Raw genomic sequence first — 14,789 nt, forward strand, 5'->3', positions numbered from 1 at the left:
CGAAGTCGAAGACAAGAACCGGCAGCAGCCTTTCGCCGCGGTGGCTGTCGTCGCCGCCCTCGCCTTCGTCTTCGGCGCGACGCGCTAACGCGGCTTTGCGTGAACGAGTCGCGGAACCGTTGCCCGTCTGGCGTATTTAGTCGTCCACAAACCCAGCTTGGAGAGAACGACATGTCCGACGACACTCGACGACCGACGCCGCCCTATCCCGCTCAGCATCAGGAGCCGCCGGGGAAGACCGCATCGATGCAGCCGATCCCGGATCATGGGGAGCATTCCTACAGGGGCAACGGCAAGCTGGAACGAAAGGTCGCACTAATCACGGGTGCCGATTCCGGGATCGGCAAGGCCGTGGCGATCGCGTTCGCACGAGAGGGCGCCGACATCCTCATCTCCTACCTGAACGAAGACGAGGACGCCAGGGACACCGCCACGTGGGTGGAAGAAGCAGGACGCAAGGCTGTCGTCGTCTCAGGCGATATCAAGTCGGAGAAGCACTGCAACACTCTGGTCGAGCGCGCCGTCGACGAACTTGGCGGCATCGACATCCTGGTGAACAACGCCGCATTCCAGCGTACCTATGCGGATATCAGCGACATCGGCGCCGCGGAATGGGACGAGACCTTCCGGACAAATATTTACGCCCCGTTCTTCCTTGTAAAAGCGGCCGTTCCCCACATGAAGCCCGGCAGCACGATCATCAATACGACATCCATCCAGTCCCGACAGCCATCTCCCCAGCTTCTAGCCTACGCATCGACAAAGGGAGCAATCTCGAACTTCACCGCGGGCCTCGCCGAGATGTTGGCGGAGAAAGGGATCCGCGTGAACGCGGTCGCGCCCGGCCCGATTTGGACGCCTCTCATCCCATCGACGATGCCGGCCGAGAAGACGGCCAAGTTCGGAGAGAACACGTTGATCGGACGCGCTGGGCAGCCTGCCGAAGTGGCAGGGGCTTATGTCCTCCTCGCGTCGGATCTCGGCAGCTATATGACGGGCGCGGTCATTCCAGTCACCGGTGGAGAGATCATGATCTGACCGTCGTCGTTGCAGCTCCGCGACGAACGAGTAACAAGGCATCCCGCGTGTAGTCGTCGACGACAACATCCTAGAAGTCGTTTTGTTTGTCATCAAACTCGATTGAAACCATCTTTGGTTCGATATCGGACAGTTGGCGAACAGCGGGAACCATTAGTGCGCGTATCCATTACAGTTGGTGCTCGGAGGAACCACCATGCCGCAATGCCCTTCCCTTCAAGATGAAATCGTTGCCTTACGTCCTGTAATGCAGGCCTTCGCTCATCGATTTACCAGATCGGATGCCGACGCCGAGGATCTGGCACAGGAAACGGTCTTGAGGGCCCTCAGGAATCTGGATCATTTCACGCCCGGAACCAGCCTCAAAAGCTGGATGTTCACCATCCTCCGGAACCAGTATTGTAGTCAGTACAAGCGGTCGAAGCGTTACCGTCTGGCCTCCGACATTTCCGAAGGCTCCCTCGAAAACTCCGTGCCATCGGATCAGGATTGGCCGTTGCGGCTGAAGGATGTTTCCGAGGCGATCGACCGTCTTCCCGAACACATGCGACGGGCGCTGATGCTTGTCGTGTCCGGGCACTCGTACGCTGATGCCGCAAAGGATTGCGGGTGCGAAATCGGTACCATCAAGAGCCGGGTCGGCCGCGCACGGATGGCGCTGATGGTGGCCTTGGACGAGGCCTCTTTCACAGAAGCTGCTACCAGGTAAAAAGAAAGCCTGCCAAAGCGGGCAATTTCAGGTGCACTCTAGGTCGAGCACGCTCCAAGGAACTCAAAGCGGCCTGCGACCTTTATCGAAGAGTTCAAGCGAATCCTAGTGTGCCCGACAGATTTCCCAGACGCGACGATGAATCGCCAAGATGTCTTCTTTCGCTTCACTCAGAACGAAGCATCCTGGGGGTTTTAATGAACTCGAAACGAAGGCGGCGAAAACGAAAGGGATCTGGCGGTCCTCGAGGATTTCCACGCACGCAATCATCTCGTCACCCTCGTAGTCAAGATCGATGATCGCGCCATCATGGCTGTCAAGGTCAAAAGATGAAAGAGCATTGGCCGCAACAGGGCCCGCCAGAACAATGTTCAGTGATCTCCAAGCGTTCGAAACGGTCGAAGGGGTCGTACGACTGGAAATCACGAGAAAGCGCAGCATGGTGGTCTGCCCCCTGAGTGCGATGTTCAAACAGAACACACCCGGGGAAGTTCCGAAGGGGACCCCGGTGCCCCTTTACCTGATCGGATACGACCAGGATTGCAAGCATTTACTCAAAGGCGAGGTGTGGGGTGCGTTATCACTCCGCAACGCCGCATAGAGCGAGATCGTTAAATGTTGCGTTCTGTGCGTCGCTTCGATCAAATCCTGGAAAAACGTCATTCAATCCGCCAGTCATAATCGCTCGCCTCTCCCGCCTCAGGATTACGGTGATACGAATCTCTTGGGAATTATCTTTTGGTCGGACGACACGCCGAGGCGCCACTCTTTGCGCTCCATCTCAGGCGTTGACCATAACGTCGTCCGATCAAGATGGTGCAGGCTACGGCAGGACTGCGATTCTACTTCCATGTCCGCTCGGACGACAACTTCAGCAGGGATCTCTAAGCATCGACCTCCCTCGGTGGTATCGCGACGCTCCGGTAGTCGAGCCGCTTCTTGCGATGATCGCCTAAACCAAGATGACACCATGGAGGGAACGAAACGACTGCCCCGCAGTTAGCTGCACGCAAACAATCATGTTTGGCGCTGTTCAGGAGAAGTCACGTGGGAAGCACATCTGACAAGGCATCGGGCAAGGCCAACGAACTGGCGGGCAAGGCACGCCAGTTTACTGGCAAAGCTGTGGGCAACAAGGAAATGCAGGCTAAGGGCGCGGCGCAGGAAGGCAAGGGCAAGGTCCAGGTCGCCAAGGGCAAAACTAAGGAGGCAGTCAAGGGCGTCGTTGATCGCACCTGACCGAACTCTGACTCGCCTTCGTGAGAGGTGACCGGCGTCCGCTGTCAAGGGGTGGGATTACCCATGGCCGCTCCCTCGAACTGTTCGTAGGTACTGCGACGGTTTCTTGTCGGGGCGCCAGCGCATCGGTCGGCACATGGTCGAGCCGAACCTCGACGACGAGCCGGTCTCAAGGGCTCCCATTTCCCGCTTCACTCGGTATTCCATCGGCTAGGACCGCCAGGTGCTTTTCCGGTGAACCCCGGAGCGGGGCCCGAAGCGTGCCGGATCAGGAACCGCCCATAGCAGCGGTGGTCTCGCCGCGTTGATCAGCCATGTCTGGGGACCCGCTAACCTCAATCCTCTGCACGTAGCTGAACGATTGGCTATTCAGGCCCTTGCGGCCGATCGGCAGGACCAGAGGGCGCCTGTAAAGCAGTGCCAATCCCGGTTTTGGGTCGCCTGATACGGAGCCTCCGAGGGCTTACCAGAGACGGCGGCGCATCAGAGAGCATCTCACGCGCGGCGGTGGTCAAGGTGGAAGCAATGAAATCAGCCTCCGGAAGCTGGTGCAGTTGCCTGTCCTCATCGTTCTCAGACCACAGCACTGCGCCTACGCGCGTGGTGGGATACATGCGCTTGAAGCGGCGTACAAGTATGCCGGCATGCCTGACAGAGTCAAAGTTCAGGAAGCAGACGACGATGGCATTTGCTCCATTCGGCACGAGATCGCGGCTGCGGCGGCTGGCGATGTCGGAGTGCCTTGCTGCCACCACTTCCGCTCCTTGCACTTGGAGAACCTGGGCAAGCATCACCGCTGAAGCATCATCAAGAGGCCCCCTGCCACCAATGCAGAAGACCGTTTTCCCGGTCCCGTCCGGCAGTTCCTCGTCGCCTTCTCCCTCGTCCTTCGTGGCCGTCAAGGGTGTCTCGTCGGCGGTTTCGTCCTCCTGCTCTTCCTCCTCCTCCCGAGCGATCTCTTCCAGATTCGAGACCAGCGTGATGGCGGTGCCGAACACTTGTTCCATCTGCTCCGCTGTCAGGACGCCTCTACGGCGGTCCTGCTCGGCGAGCAGAAGGGCTGGAATAGCAACCTTGCCATAGTATTCCTCCAGATAATCTTCCTCGAGGATCTCCTCAGCGAGATCGGTGGCCTCGTCGGGATCCCCAGCTAAAAGTCTTTGATAAAGGCGTTCCTTGGGATCAAGCACCGGTTCGCTGCCAAACAGGACTTCCAAGAATTCAAACTGCGGGACATAACGCCCTAGAACTGCCAGGCACACGGTCAGCGGCGTCGACAGGATAAGGCCGACCGGTCCCCATAACCATGCCCAGAAAATAGCTGCAACGATGATGGCAAGGGGAGAGAGGCCTGTTCGGGAACCATACAGCCATGGTTCGACGATGTTGTTGCTCGTCAGCTCCAGCGCAAGAAAGATCGCGGCGACCCAAAGAACAAGGCTCCAGCCCGGATCGACTGCGAATGCCAGGAAGAGCGGCAGTACGGCAGCTATTACCGGCCCGATATATGGGACGAACCGCAGAACGATGGCGAGCATCCCCCAGAGCACTGCATTGGGAATTCCCACCGCCCAAAGCCCCAGCGCCAAGGGGATGCCGTAAGCGCAGTTCACGACCAACTGCATGAGGAGATACTGCGCAACGCGGCTTCCCGCCTCCTGCAGGGCTTCGGTGGTGCGATGAAGGTCTCCGTAGCCGACGAGTCGGATAAAGCGGTCGCGAAGCTCCTCCCGCTCCAGGAGCATGAATATGACGACGACTATGATAAGTCCCAATGACGCGATCGGACCGACCAAGGGGCCGATCAAACTTGTCAGCGTTGCAATGGGGCGGCTTGGCGCGAATATCTCTACGAGCAGAGGCTTCCTAGATGATGGCTCGCCCACGGGAGCAGTCGGTCTCTGCTCCACACTGTTGAGTTCCCGTCCGACACTTTCGACGACTGAAGTCAGACGCTGAACGATACCCTTATCGCTTCCGCTCTCCTGAAGCGCCCGGATCTTTCCCACAATGTTGGTCTGATAGGCAGGGAGGTTTTGTGCGACTTCAGTAACCTGTCCGGCCACTACAAGGCCGAACAGGATGAGAACAAGGAAGGCGAGCATGACGGTAGTTATTACCGCCAGAATGCGAGGAAACCCCAGCTTACGAAGACGTGAGGAAATTGGTGCCAGTGCGAACGTCAGCAGAACAGCGATTGCCAGAGGAAGGAGGACTTCCTTTGCAAAGTAGAGAATGGCAATGACTGCGAGCACACTCGCAAAGGCAGGCATGCGTGAGGGTGATGGGGGCGGAATTGAGTATATACGGCGAGAACCCCCGAGGCCGTTTTTCAATTCCGCCTCCTTGCTATGGTCGTGACTTGAAGGCGTCGATATGCCAATTGGTCCAAGACTCATGGAGGTAGGGCGCAGATGGGACTTAGCAATGATTGCGCTGCTGCACTGGGCCGAGCCGCAGGGTGCCACTCTCCAAGATGATGGTGTCTCGCGGGACTCGGGGTCCACGATGGATGCGCATCCTGCCAGGGTCGCGCTCCAGGCCGCCCCTCGGATAAGGACCGAGCTTGGGTATTCAGCAACGGCGAGCCTAGTTTGGTCGAAGCGATCCCATGCTGAAGCTCAGAACATCAAGCCTTGCGGGTTCGAACTACCCGCCTGGCTATTTTCGCAGGATCTTCGCCATCGCTTTCCCATTGGCGAGTTCGTCGATCAATTTATCCAAGTAGCGGATTTCCTGCATCGTAGGTTCTTGGATGTCTTCCACGCGAACGCCGCAGATCACACCGGTAATTAGCGATCGCGAGGGATTCATTTGAGGCGCATGCGCAAAGAAGTCCTCAAATTTTGTGTCATTCGCCAACTGATTATCTAGCGTCTCTTGGGTATGTCCCGTCAGCCAACAGATGATCTCATCGACGTCAGCTTTCGTGCGCCCCCTCTTCTCCGCTTTGGCGACATAATGCGGATAGACGCTCGCGATACTGACTGAATAGATTCGATGCTTCGTCATGCATCCCCCGGCGGAAGCGTTGTGAGCTTTTGTCACCGCTCACCTTAGCCAACGGACGCTCAACAGCAATCCTTTGCAGCGCGGGAGGCTTAAAGAGCAAGTCCGGCATGTCCGACGAGTGACGCGAACGTCCGCTCTGGGGCCGATTGCGGAAGACTGTGCACTTCGGGATGCGTTCGTCCTCCTGCGCGACGCCATGCGCAAGTCAAACGTGGCAGCAATCGCGCGGGCGGTGCTGTTGCGCAAGATGCGCACGATCCTGCTCCGCGCTCATAGCATTGGCCTCATCGCCACCGCGTTGAATGAAGTCAGGTCGTCCGCGAAGGCCTTCGACGAGATACCAAAGCTGAAGATGGAGGGCGCAATGCTCGATCTCACAAAACATATCATCGGCACCAAAAAGGAAATATTCAATCCGGCGGAGGTCGACGACAGCTACGAAATCGCTGTCGCCGTGAACCCAACAATGCCTGCGTTTCCTCTCCTTCCTAAGGAAATTCTTGTTAGCCGCATGCATTTCACATTTATATGCGATGACGAATCGCGATAATTGGGCAGCTCTCGGGCAGAATATCGCGCAATCGGAGACAAGTGTCGGGGAAGGTTTCTGAAGACGACCCCGTCATCGCCGGTCTTGATATAGATATGAAAGCAAACCTATCAGTGGCGACGGCGTCAAGCACAATTGCTTGAACCCGAAGCCTCAGATGCACCCGATCAAGCAAGCGCCCTTCCGCGGTCGGTCGATTTTACCTGATGAGTTCGGCCGCAGAAGACCAGGCACCCGCGTGCCCACTTCAGGCCGGACAAACTGCCTCGACACTCGGATTTGAACAAAAGCCCGATCCCGCTGGTTATTCTGCAAAATCGCGAGAGAACGACGATGGATTTCCTAGAGGCGGTCAACGCTGCCGGATCCTGGCTGCAGGCTTTCCTTCTCAATGAGTGGACGTTCTATCAGTCCGCCCTGATTGTCGCCGGTTACCTGCTTTCCGGCTTGCTGGCAAAACGGATCGAGCCGGCACTGGAATCGCGCGCCCGCACCATCAAGGGAAACCCGGATCTGCTACGCGTCATCATCGCATTCATGCGGCGAACACGCTGGCTCTTTCTGATTGTGCTGCTGGCGATTGCGGATGTGGTGCTGTTGCGATTTGCGTGGCCATCGCACCGGTGGCTGGTAGCAACAGCCCTCACTCTCGTAGTGGCGTGGTTCGTCATCTCGGTACTCACGCGCATCATCCGAAACCAGATGCTAGCGCGTGTCGTTGCCGCTGCCGGCTGGCTTTACTTTGCACTTTACGCGCTTGGGCTGGATCGCGCGCTGCTGGCAGCACTCGATGGTATTGCCGTCAATCTAGGCGCCGTTCGCCTTTCAATGCTGCTCGTCTTGAAGGCCATCGTCCTTTCCGTCGCGCTGATCTGGCTTGCGGTTCTGATCGGCAACATGTCCTCGAACTGGATCCAGAAGTCCGCGGATCTCACGCCCTCCTTGAAGGTTCTCATCAGCAAACTGATCAAGATTGGGCTCATTGTCTTTGCGGGCACGATTGCCTTGTCTGCGACAGGCATTGACCTGACGGCGCTCACGGTTTTTTCAGGTGCTGTCGGCGTCGGCATTGGTTTCGGCCTGCAGAAGGTCGTCTCCAACTTCATTTCCGGAATCATCATCCTGCTCGATAAATCCATCAAACCGGGCGACACGATTACACTGGGGGAGACCTTCGGCTCCATCCGCGACCTGCGCTCCCGCTTCGTCTCCGTCATCACGAGAGATGGCAAGGAGTACCTCATTCCAAACGAAGACTTCATTTCCCAGCAAGTCGTCAACTGGTCGTTTTCCAGCGATTATGTCCGCATCGAGGTGGATTTCGGAACTTCGTATGATAGCGATCCGCACGAGGTTGCCCGCATCGCGATCGAGGCCGCGAAGACCATTCCGCGGGTTGCCGGCACCTACGCCCAGCCGGTCTGCTGGATGACGGCCTTCGGGGCATCATCGGTGGATTTCAAGCTGAGATTCTGGATCTCCGACCCGAGCAACGGCCTTACCAACGTGCGCGGTGAAGTACTCATGGCCTTATGGGATGCATTCAAGGCAGCCGGCATTTCGATCCCGTTCCCGCATCGCGAAATCATCATGAAGACACCTGTCGAGCTTGCCCGCGCATCTCTTCGGCAACGGCCAGATGATGACTGCGCTTCCGGCAGCCCAAAATCCGGGAACTGAACTGCCTCAAAGACGTTCGGCAATATCCGTTCACGAGGTCACCGCCATGCGCCGCGCCGTTTTCTTGCTCTCCCTCGCACTCGCCGGCTCCCAGCCGCTTGCGGCAGCCGCTCAGGAAGCCAATTTCCTCCGGTCGCTTGCCGGAAACTGGCAAGGCGCGGGCCAGGTGCTGATGCGGATCGGCTCCGATCCCGTCAACGTGCGGTGCAGCTTCGCAACGACAGCGGGCCTAGCCAACTTCTCCATGAACGGCAGCTGCCGGGGCTTTGTCGTCGTGCGCCGGGCCGTTTCGGCAAATCTGAGGGTCAGCGGCGGGCGCTATACCGGGACCTATGTCGGACCGATGGGCCTGCCGTCTGCGCTTTCTGGAAGCCGCCGCGGAAACGCCATCAATCTTTCCGTACGCTGGGCCCGCCCCGTGAACGGCGACCGGAACGCCACCATGACCATCGAGAAGGTCGGGGCGGATGGCTTGCGCCTGCGGACGGTCGATCGCGACCATGCGACCGGAGGGTCTGTCGTCACCAGCAACATCGATCTTAGGCGCCAGTGAACTTACGCAAGTCTGTCAGCCGGTTCCGTCAGCCGCTCGTCTGCGTCGCGGCAGCGTCCGAGGCCGATCCGTTCCTGGCGAGTTGTCCGATGGCCACCAGAACCAGCACGGCAAGGACGCCGGCCGCCGATGTCAGCGCCAGCGACCAGACGACGCCGATGCTCCCGATCAGGTAGGCCAGCGCAAAGGGTGCGACCGCCGATACGATCAGGCGCGCCGCCATCACCCGGCCCTGCATCTTTCCATAGCCGTCGCTTCCGAAGAGCAACAACGGAAGCGTTCCCGTGACGATGCTGAAAAGGCCGTTTCCCAGGCCGAAGACAACTGCGAATGCGATAGCGCCGGCAATGGAAGGCGCGGTCGGGATGAGCAGGAATACCGCTGACGACATCAGCGTGGCCGCGATGATGGCGAGCTTGAGCGGCGGCAGGTTCACGCCGAAGAGCATGTTCGTGAACCTGCTGAGCACCTGCGAGGGGCCGAAGAACGTCCCGACCAGCGCCGCTGTCGCGCCGAGCCCGAGGCCGGAAAGCAGCGGCACCATATGGACGAGAATTGCCGAGCTCACCAGCGACTGGAGCGAGAAGGAAAGCGCCATCAGAACGAAACCAATCCTGCGCGCCGATGCGGCAAGCGTTCCTTCCGCGCGTCTCGCCGGCGAGGCCTTGCCGCTTCGCGCCCGGTTTCGGTGCATCTGCCGCGAGAGCACGGCATGGATCGGCAGGCAGATGACGAGGTTGAGGCCCGCGAAAACCAGATAGACGTGCTGCCACGACATCTCAGCGTGCAGCATCGTCGTGATCGGCCAGAAGATCGTCGAGGCAAACCCGCCGATGAGCGTCAGGTAGGTGATGCTCCGTTGTGCCGCCTGCGGCCGGATCTGCACGAGCAGCGCGAAAGCCGCGCCATATTGAACGAGGTTCGACGCCGCCTCGATGCCGATCAGCGCCGCCACGAAGGAAATTTTGCCGGGCGCCAGCGCGCAGGCGACAAGTGCCGCCGCCGCGATCACCGATCCCGCCATCATGATCCGCCCGGCGCCGAAGCGGTCGATCCATTTGCCGAGCGCAGGTGCCATAAGGCCGCCGATCAGGAGAGCCGCGGACAATGCCCCGAAGACCGCCTCGGATGGCCATCCGAGATCCCGAGACATATCGGGCGCGAGGATGCTGAAGCTGTAATAGAGCGTGCCGTAACCGATGATCTGCGTGATGCCAAGGGCGATAATGACGGCAATCGGCGGAGGTTCGGTCATATGGATTTCAGGCTCACGCGCTGTTCGAGCTTATCGGCCTCTTCCTTGCGCTCGCTGTAGCGATCGGTGAGATAGGCAGAGGCGTCGCGGGTAAGCCACGTGAACTTCACCAATTCCTCGCACACGTCAACCACCCGATCGTAATAAGACGAAGATCTCATGCGGCCGTCCGCGTCGAACTCCTGAAAAGCCTTGGCGACTGACGACTGGTTCGGAATCGTGATCATCCGCATCCAGCGGCCGAGAATGCGCATCTGCCCAACGGCGTTGAAAGACTGCGAACCGCCCGATACCTGCATGACAGCGAGCGTCTTGCCCTGCGTTGGCCGCACCGACCCAACCGAAAGCGGAATCCAGTCGATCTGCGCCTTCATGATGCCGGTCATGGCGCCATGGCGTTCGGGCGAAACCCATACCTGCCCTTCCGACCACTGCGAGAGATCGCGCAGCTCCTGGACCTTCGGATGGCTCACCGGCTCCGCATCAGGCAGCGGCAATCCCTCCGGATTGAATACCCGCACCTCACAGCCGAAGTGCTCGAGCAGGCGCGCCGCCTCATGGGCGAGCAGCCTGCTATAGGAGACCGTGCGCAGCGACCCGTAGAGGATCAGGATACGGGGCTTGTGCTTGGAGAATGGCGGCCGCAGCGCTGCCAGATCGAGCGGCCGCAGATGTTCGCGCGAGGCAGCCGGCAGATCAGACAATGCGCCTGCCTTCCGCATCTAGAACCTGTTCGCCGTCTTCCTTGGCGAAGGCGCCCTTATGGGTATCCGGCAGGATATCCAGAACCACCTCGGATGGCCGCGCCAGTCGCGTGCCGAGCGGCGTCACGACGAAGGGCCGGTTGATGAGGATCGGATCTTTCAGCATCGCATCGAGAAGCTGATCGTCGGTCAGGGCCGCGTCATCGAGCCCGAGCTCCGCATAGGGCGTACCCTTCTCGCGGATGGCCTGGCGCACCGTCAGGCCGGCGTCGGCGATCATCTTGACCAGCTCCGCGCGCGACGGCGGGGTTTGCAGATACTCGATGACGGTCGGCTCGATCCCGGCATTGCGGATCATCGCCAGCGTATTGCGCGACGTGCCGCACTCCGGATTGTGATAAATGGTGGCTTTCATAGCTTTGCCTCAGGTGAAAGGGTTGACGATGCGCCTGGCTGCAGCAACCAGGTGAAAAAAAAGAGGGCCGCGACCGCGCCGGCGATTTCGGCGATCCAGAAGCCTGGAAGATCGACCGGACGGATTCCGGAAAAGGTGTCGGTCAGTGAGCGGGCAAACGCAACGGCCGGATTGGCGAAGGAAGTCGAAGCGGTAAACCAGTAAGCGGCCGTGATATAAAGCCCTACCAACCATGGCACCGCCTTCTGCTCGAAGCGGTTCCCGGCCAGGATCACCGCCACCAGCCCGAAGGTCGCGACACCTTCGGAAAACCATTGCGCCCCGCCGGTACGCACTTTTGTCGACAGCTGGACGAACGGAAGATCGAACATCAGATGGGCCGCGATCGTCCCGATGGCGCCGCCAGCAACTTGCGCCAGGACGTAGCAGAGGAAATCGCGTTTCGGCAGCGACCGCAATATCGCGAAGACCAGCGAGACCGCCGGATTGAAATGAGCTCCGGAAACCGGCCCGAGGATGGTAATCAGCACCACCAGGATCGCGCCGGTCGCCATCGTGTTGCCGAGCAGCGCCAGTCCTACATCGTGCGTCAGCGATGTCGCCATGATGCCCGACCCCACCACGGTCGCGACGAGAAGTGCTGTGCCGAGGCCCTCAGACACAAGGCGGCGCGGCAGATCGAACATCATCATTATCCTGCCTTCACCGGATTGTTCGTCGAACCTTCCATGGCGCCGATCTGGCGCAGGTGCTGCTCCAGAGCGAGCTTGTCGATCGACGACAAAGGCAGGCTCAGGAAGGCCATGATCCGGTTCTTCAGGAATCGCGCGGCCTGCGCGAAAGCCCGGCCCTTGTCGACTTCGCTGCCCTCGACGGCGGCCGGATCCTCGACGCCCCAGTGGGCAGTCATCGGATGACCGATCCAGACCGGGCAGGCTTCGCCCGCAGCGCTGTCGCAGACTGTGAAGATGAAATCCATTTCCGGCGCGCCCGCCTCGGCAAAGACGTCCCAGCTCTTCGAGCTGAAGCCGGTCGAAGGATAGCCCAGCACCTGCAGCTCCTTCAGCGCATAGGGATTGACCTTATCCTTGGGTTGGCTCCCTGCCGAAAACGCCCGGAAGCGGCCCTTGCCTTCGGCGTTGAGAATGGATTCGGCCAGGATCGAGCGGGCGGAATTGCCGGTGCACAGGAACAGCACATGGTAGACACGGTCAGCAGTCATTGCAGTTTCTCCTCCACTTTAGGCGCGCAGCATGCGGCGACCGCCGCAACAGGTAAGCAGATTTCAGGGTTTCCGGCGCAGCAGTCTTCCATCAGGAAGCGGATCAGGCCGCCCAGCGTATTATAGTTCGCGGTGTAGATGATCGAGCGGGATTCACGCTTCTGGGTGATGAGGCCGGATCGTTCGAGCTCCTTGAGATGGAAGGAGACATTCGACGGCGAGACGGCCGTCTTCTCCGCAACCATGCCGGCGGCCATGCCGTCTGGACCCGCGACCACCAGCACGCGGACGATCTGCAGACGGGTTACCTGGGCGAGCGCGGCAAAGGCGCTCAGGGCTTGACGTTGATCCATATTTCAATAATCCTTGAATTATTGAAATTAGGATTAATGCAAATGAACGCGATCGACAACAGCAAAATGCAGGACCGCGACATCAGCCTCGGCCTGCTTCTCGACTTCCTGGCGGGCGCCAAGGATTCGCCCTTGGTTTTCCATTATGACGGCCGGCCAGTGAAACCGGGCTACCACGTCACCGAAGTCAAGGCCGGTGAGTTCGCAGCGCTCGACTGCGGCGCCAACCCGGAAGCATGGCGAGAGATTTTCATCCAGCTATGGGACATCGACGAGGACGACCGCACGCATATGCCGGCTGGAAAATTTCATGCAATCATCCGCAAGGTGACCGAGCATGTGAAGCTCGACGGTTCTGCCAGGCTGACATTCGAAGTCAGCGACGGCGTGCGGCCAATTCAGCTTTATTGCGCGGCCATGCCGGCCTTGCTGGGTGGCCTGGTGCACGTCGAACTTGCGCCTCGCCCGGCAAGCTGCAAGCCGCGCGACCGATGGCTCAAAGAGGAAGCACGAAAGACTGAAGCCTGCTGCAGGCCTGCGCATGGCAAGGATGCCTGCTGCGCTTAGAAGGCATTGAAAAGCCAAGCGCGCGCATCAGCGAAGGTTATCTCCGGCCCTTCCTAATCATATTGGGCGGGTTGATATGTCGCCGGGACACTGCCGTTATACGTGCCATGAGGTTTGTGCTGTTTTACATTGTAACGTGCGTTTCCGTCAGTCTTGCTGTGGGCGTCGCCATATATCCGATCTTTGAACCGCGACCCGGGCCGGCGCAGGATTCTTCGCGGCAAAGCTCCCGTCCTCAAGCAGCGAGGATGGCGGGGAAGACCTCTCGCCTGACGGCTTGCGCCGATGCCTCATCCTGCCTCCAGGCGCCAACGAGCGCTGACCCGAACGACGCTTTTCGTTTCCGTCCGCCGGTTTTTGTGCCGCGCTCTCCCCGCACCCCGTTGGCGGGTGTGCCCGCGAGACGTGAGCTTTAAATGGTTGCCCCGATCACAGACCAAGCCCTCCGCATCGTCGCATTCCGGCAGCAGGTCGACCGAACGCGTGAATGCAACGCTTCATTAACCACGTTTAGCGTACTTTTAGCAAAACCAAGGAGGTCGACAGGTTGAGGGGGCGAACAGCACTAGCTCGTAGCACAGCGTATTTCGTAATCGCGTCTTTGCTGGCTGGCTGCGTGAGCGGACCGGACCACACGCCTCCGGAGATGCCGCTGCCGGCAAAATTCGGTGAGGGCAGCACCAAGAATATCGGTGATGTTGCGACGGTGGCCTGGTGGTCGGCTTATCGCGACAGGCAGCTCGACAGCCTGGTGGCGCGCGGCATCGACCAGAACCTCGACGTGCTGCAGGCGATGGAGCGCATCAATTCGGCGTCCTCGAATGTGACGGTCGCCGGGGCCGGTTCGCTGCCGAGCCTGGTGGTCGGCGCCTCGCACACGGTGTCGGGCCAGATGGGCTCGGAGCGCACCCGGGTGGGTGCTACCAACACCTCCGGCGGCGAGGCCAATGTCTCCTGGCTGCTCGATCTCTTCGGCCAGTACCGCCGCTCCAAGGAAAGCGCGCTGGCCTCGCTCGATTCGGCCTATGCCAGCGCCGACGTGGCCCGGCTTGCCTTCCTGCAGGATCTCGTCTCGACCTATATCGACGCCCGCTTCTTCCAGGAGCGCATTGCGCTGTCGAAGGCCAACCTGCAATCGCGCCGCGAGACCTACGACCTGACCAAGTTCCAGCTGGAAGCCGGTGCCGCCTCCAGGCTCGACGTCGTCCAGGCCGAGGGCCTGGTGCAGTCGACGCAGGCCGAAATCCCCGGTCTGGAAACCAACTTCCGCGTCTCGGCGCATCACATCGCCACGCTGCTCGGCCTGCCGGCCTCCTCGCTGATGGCCGAACTGCAGAAGGGGTCGGCCCAGCCGGTCTACCGTGCCGGCATCATCTCCGGCNTCCCGGCCGACCTGATCCGCAACCGTCCCGACATCCGCGTGGCCGAGCGCAATCTGGCAGCGGCGACCGCCAATATCGGCGTCGCCCAATCGCAGCTTTATCCGTCGATC

At 59.9% G+C, this 14,789-nt stretch carries 16 protein-coding genes and 2 pseudogenes; 8 read left to right on the plus strand and 10 right to left on the minus strand.

Going from position 1 to position 14,789, the window contains the following annotated elements; all coding sequences use genetic code 11:
- Positions 1-171 precede the first annotated feature (171 nt).
- Positions 172-1,038 carry an SDR family oxidoreductase gene (locus tag A3C3_RS0124145; protein ID WP_022717150.1) on the plus strand — a complete coding sequence of 289 codons (867 nt, stop codon included), beginning with the start codon at positions 172-174 and terminating at the stop codon, positions 1,036-1,038.
- Between the two features lie 196 nt (positions 1,039-1,234).
- Positions 1,235-1,747, plus strand: a complete 513-nt coding sequence (locus A3C3_RS39150) for a sigma-70 family RNA polymerase sigma factor (RefSeq protein ID WP_022717151.1) — start codon at positions 1,235-1,237, stop codon at positions 1,745-1,747.
- A 105-nt stretch (positions 1,748-1,852) separates the two neighbouring features.
- Here the strand turns inward: A3C3_RS39150 and A3C3_RS39155 are convergent, their stop codons facing one another.
- Positions 1,853-2,218 (minus strand): response regulator, encoded by a 366-nt coding sequence (locus A3C3_RS39155; protein WP_145611770.1) that lies wholly within the window; start codon positions 2,216-2,218, stop codon positions 1,853-1,855.
- 576 nt (positions 2,219-2,794) lie between these two features.
- Here A3C3_RS39155 and A3C3_RS0124165 point away from each other — a divergent pair.
- A complete protein-coding gene (locus tag A3C3_RS0124165; protein WP_022717154.1) occupies positions 2,795-2,986 on the plus strand; it encodes a CsbD family protein in 192 nt (63 codons plus the stop codon).
- Between the two features lie 44 nt (positions 2,987-3,030).
- Here A3C3_RS0124165 and A3C3_RS47255 read toward each other — a convergent pair.
- The 3 genes and pseudogenes from A3C3_RS47255 to A3C3_RS0124175 all read right to left on the minus strand — a co-directional run.
- Positions 3,031-3,231, minus strand: a pseudogene (locus tag A3C3_RS47255) (ATP-dependent DNA ligase); the annotation flags it as partial.
- A 120-nt stretch (positions 3,232-3,351) separates the two neighbouring features.
- Positions 3,352-5,385: an AI-2E family transporter gene (locus tag A3C3_RS39160; protein WP_051154517.1), complete on the minus strand. Its 2,034-nt coding sequence runs from the start codon at positions 5,383-5,385 to the stop codon at positions 3,352-3,354.
- A gap of 262 nt (positions 5,386-5,647) precedes the next feature.
- Entirely contained in the window at positions 5,648-5,998 is a 351-nt protein-coding gene (locus A3C3_RS0124175) for a DUF2200 domain-containing protein (RefSeq protein ID WP_022717156.1), read from the minus strand.
- A 169-nt stretch (positions 5,999-6,167) separates the two neighbouring features.
- On the opposite strand from A3C3_RS0124175, the pseudogene A3C3_RS39165 reads away from it, so the two are divergent.
- The 3 genes and pseudogenes from A3C3_RS39165 to A3C3_RS0124190 form a co-directional block, all read left to right on the plus strand.
- Positions 6,168-6,452: pseudogene (locus A3C3_RS39165) on the plus strand (Ku family protein); the annotation flags it as partial.
- Positions 6,453-6,881: 429 nt separating this feature from the next.
- Complete coding sequence (locus tag A3C3_RS0124185; RefSeq protein WP_022717158.1) at positions 6,882-8,228, plus strand: mechanosensitive ion channel family protein; 1,347 nt, start codon at positions 6,882-6,884, stop codon at positions 8,226-8,228.
- A gap of 46 nt (positions 8,229-8,274) precedes the next feature.
- Entirely contained in the window at positions 8,275-8,781 is a 507-nt protein-coding gene (locus A3C3_RS0124190) for a hypothetical protein (protein WP_022717159.1), read from the plus strand.
- A 28-nt stretch (positions 8,782-8,809) separates the two neighbouring features.
- Here A3C3_RS0124190 and arsK read toward each other — a convergent pair whose 3' ends face one another.
- Genes arsK through A3C3_RS0124220 form a run of 6 tightly spaced genes read right to left on the minus strand, consistent with a single transcriptional unit; the run spans position 8,810 to position 12,730 of the window.
- Positions 8,810-10,036, minus strand: coding sequence for an arsenite efflux MFS transporter ArsK (gene arsK, locus A3C3_RS39170; RefSeq protein WP_022717160.1), 1,227 nt, complete (start codon positions 10,034-10,036; stop codon positions 8,810-8,812).
- The gene (gene arsH, locus A3C3_RS0124200) at positions 10,033-10,758 is read right to left on the minus strand and encodes an arsenical resistance protein ArsH (protein WP_022717161.1); all 726 of its coding nucleotides are present in this window, start codon (positions 10,756-10,758) and stop codon (positions 10,033-10,035) included. The genes arsK and arsH overlap by 4 nt, the downstream gene beginning before the upstream one ends.
- Positions 10,733-11,155, minus strand: coding sequence for an arsenate reductase (glutaredoxin) (gene arsC / locus A3C3_RS0124205; protein WP_022717162.1), 423 nt, complete (start codon positions 11,153-11,155; stop codon positions 10,733-10,735). Before arsC ends, arsH begins: the two co-directional genes overlap by 26 nt.
- Positions 11,152-11,847, minus strand: coding sequence for an MIP/aquaporin family protein (locus tag A3C3_RS0124210; protein WP_022717163.1), 696 nt, complete (start codon positions 11,845-11,847; stop codon positions 11,152-11,154). Before A3C3_RS0124210 ends, arsC begins: the two co-directional genes overlap by 4 nt.
- Positions 11,847-12,377, minus strand: a complete 531-nt coding sequence (locus A3C3_RS0124215) for an arsenate reductase ArsC (RefSeq protein WP_022717164.1) — start codon at positions 12,375-12,377, stop codon at positions 11,847-11,849. Before A3C3_RS0124215 ends, A3C3_RS0124210 begins: the two co-directional genes overlap by 1 nt.
- Positions 12,374-12,730, minus strand: a complete 357-nt coding sequence (locus tag A3C3_RS0124220; RefSeq protein ID WP_022717165.1) for an ArsR/SmtB family transcription factor — start codon at positions 12,728-12,730, stop codon at positions 12,374-12,376. The genes A3C3_RS0124215 and A3C3_RS0124220 overlap by 4 nt, the downstream gene beginning before the upstream one ends.
- A gap of 42 nt (positions 12,731-12,772) precedes the next feature.
- Here A3C3_RS0124220 and A3C3_RS0124225 point away from each other — a divergent pair, with 42 nt between their 5' ends.
- Positions 12,773-13,297 (plus strand): DUF6428 family protein, encoded by a 525-nt coding sequence (locus tag A3C3_RS0124225; protein ID WP_028739953.1) that lies wholly within the window; start codon positions 12,773-12,775, stop codon positions 13,295-13,297.
- Between the two features lie 592 nt (positions 13,298-13,889).
- Positions 13,890-14,789 (plus strand): efflux transporter outer membrane subunit (locus A3C3_RS0124230; protein WP_033419810.1); only part of this gene is annotated, 900 nt, incomplete at its 3' end.

This window comes from Rhizobium mongolense USDA 1844 (genome assembly GCF_000419765.1).
In the GTDB taxonomy this organism is placed as follows: Bacteria; Pseudomonadota; Alphaproteobacteria; order Rhizobiales; family Rhizobiaceae; genus Rhizobium; species Rhizobium mongolense.

What these genes read in the sequence shown, in the direction of transcription:
- A3C3_RS0124215 (WP_022717164.1), bottom strand. Translation starts at nt 12,377, where the DNA reads ATGACTGCTGACCGTGTCTACCATGTGCTGTTCCTGTGCACCGGCAAT.
- A3C3_RS0124145 (WP_022717150.1), top strand. Translation starts at nt 172, where the DNA reads ATGTCCGACGACACTCGACGACCGACGCCGCCCTATCCCGCTCAGCAT.
- A3C3_RS0124175 (WP_022717156.1), bottom strand. Translation starts at nt 5,998, where the DNA reads ATGACGAAGCATCGAATCTATTCAGTCAGTATCGCGAGCGTCTATCCG.
- A3C3_RS0124210 (WP_022717163.1), bottom strand. Translation starts at nt 11,847, where the DNA reads ATGATGATGTTCGATCTGCCGCGCCGCCTTGTGTCTGAGGGCCTCGGC.
- A3C3_RS0124220 (WP_022717165.1), bottom strand. Translation starts at nt 12,730, where the DNA reads ATGGATCAACGTCAAGCCCTGAGCGCCTTTGCCGCGCTCGCCCAGGTA.
- arsH (WP_022717161.1), bottom strand. Translation starts at nt 10,758, where the DNA reads ATGCGGAAGGCAGGCGCATTGTCTGATCTGCCGGCTGCCTCGCGCGAA.
- A3C3_RS0124225 (WP_028739953.1), top strand. Translation starts at nt 12,773, where the DNA reads ATGAACGCGATCGACAACAGCAAAATGCAGGACCGCGACATCAGCCTC.
- arsC (WP_022717162.1), bottom strand. Translation starts at nt 11,155, where the DNA reads ATGAAAGCCACCATTTATCACAATCCGGAGTGCGGCACGTCGCGCAAT.
- A3C3_RS0124185 (WP_022717158.1), top strand. Translation starts at nt 6,882, where the DNA reads ATGGATTTCCTAGAGGCGGTCAACGCTGCCGGATCCTGGCTGCAGGCT.
- A3C3_RS39150 (WP_022717151.1), top strand. Translation starts at nt 1,235, where the DNA reads ATGCCGCAATGCCCTTCCCTTCAAGATGAAATCGTTGCCTTACGTCCT.
- A3C3_RS39160 (WP_051154517.1), bottom strand. Translation starts at nt 5,385, where the DNA reads ATGAGTCTTGGACCAATTGGCATATCGACGCCTTCAAGTCACGACCAT.
- A3C3_RS0124190 (WP_022717159.1), top strand. Translation starts at nt 8,275, where the DNA reads ATGCGCCGCGCCGTTTTCTTGCTCTCCCTCGCACTCGCCGGCTCCCAG.
- arsK (WP_022717160.1), bottom strand. Translation starts at nt 10,036, where the DNA reads ATGACCGAACCTCCGCCGATTGCCGTCATTATCGCCCTTGGCATCACG.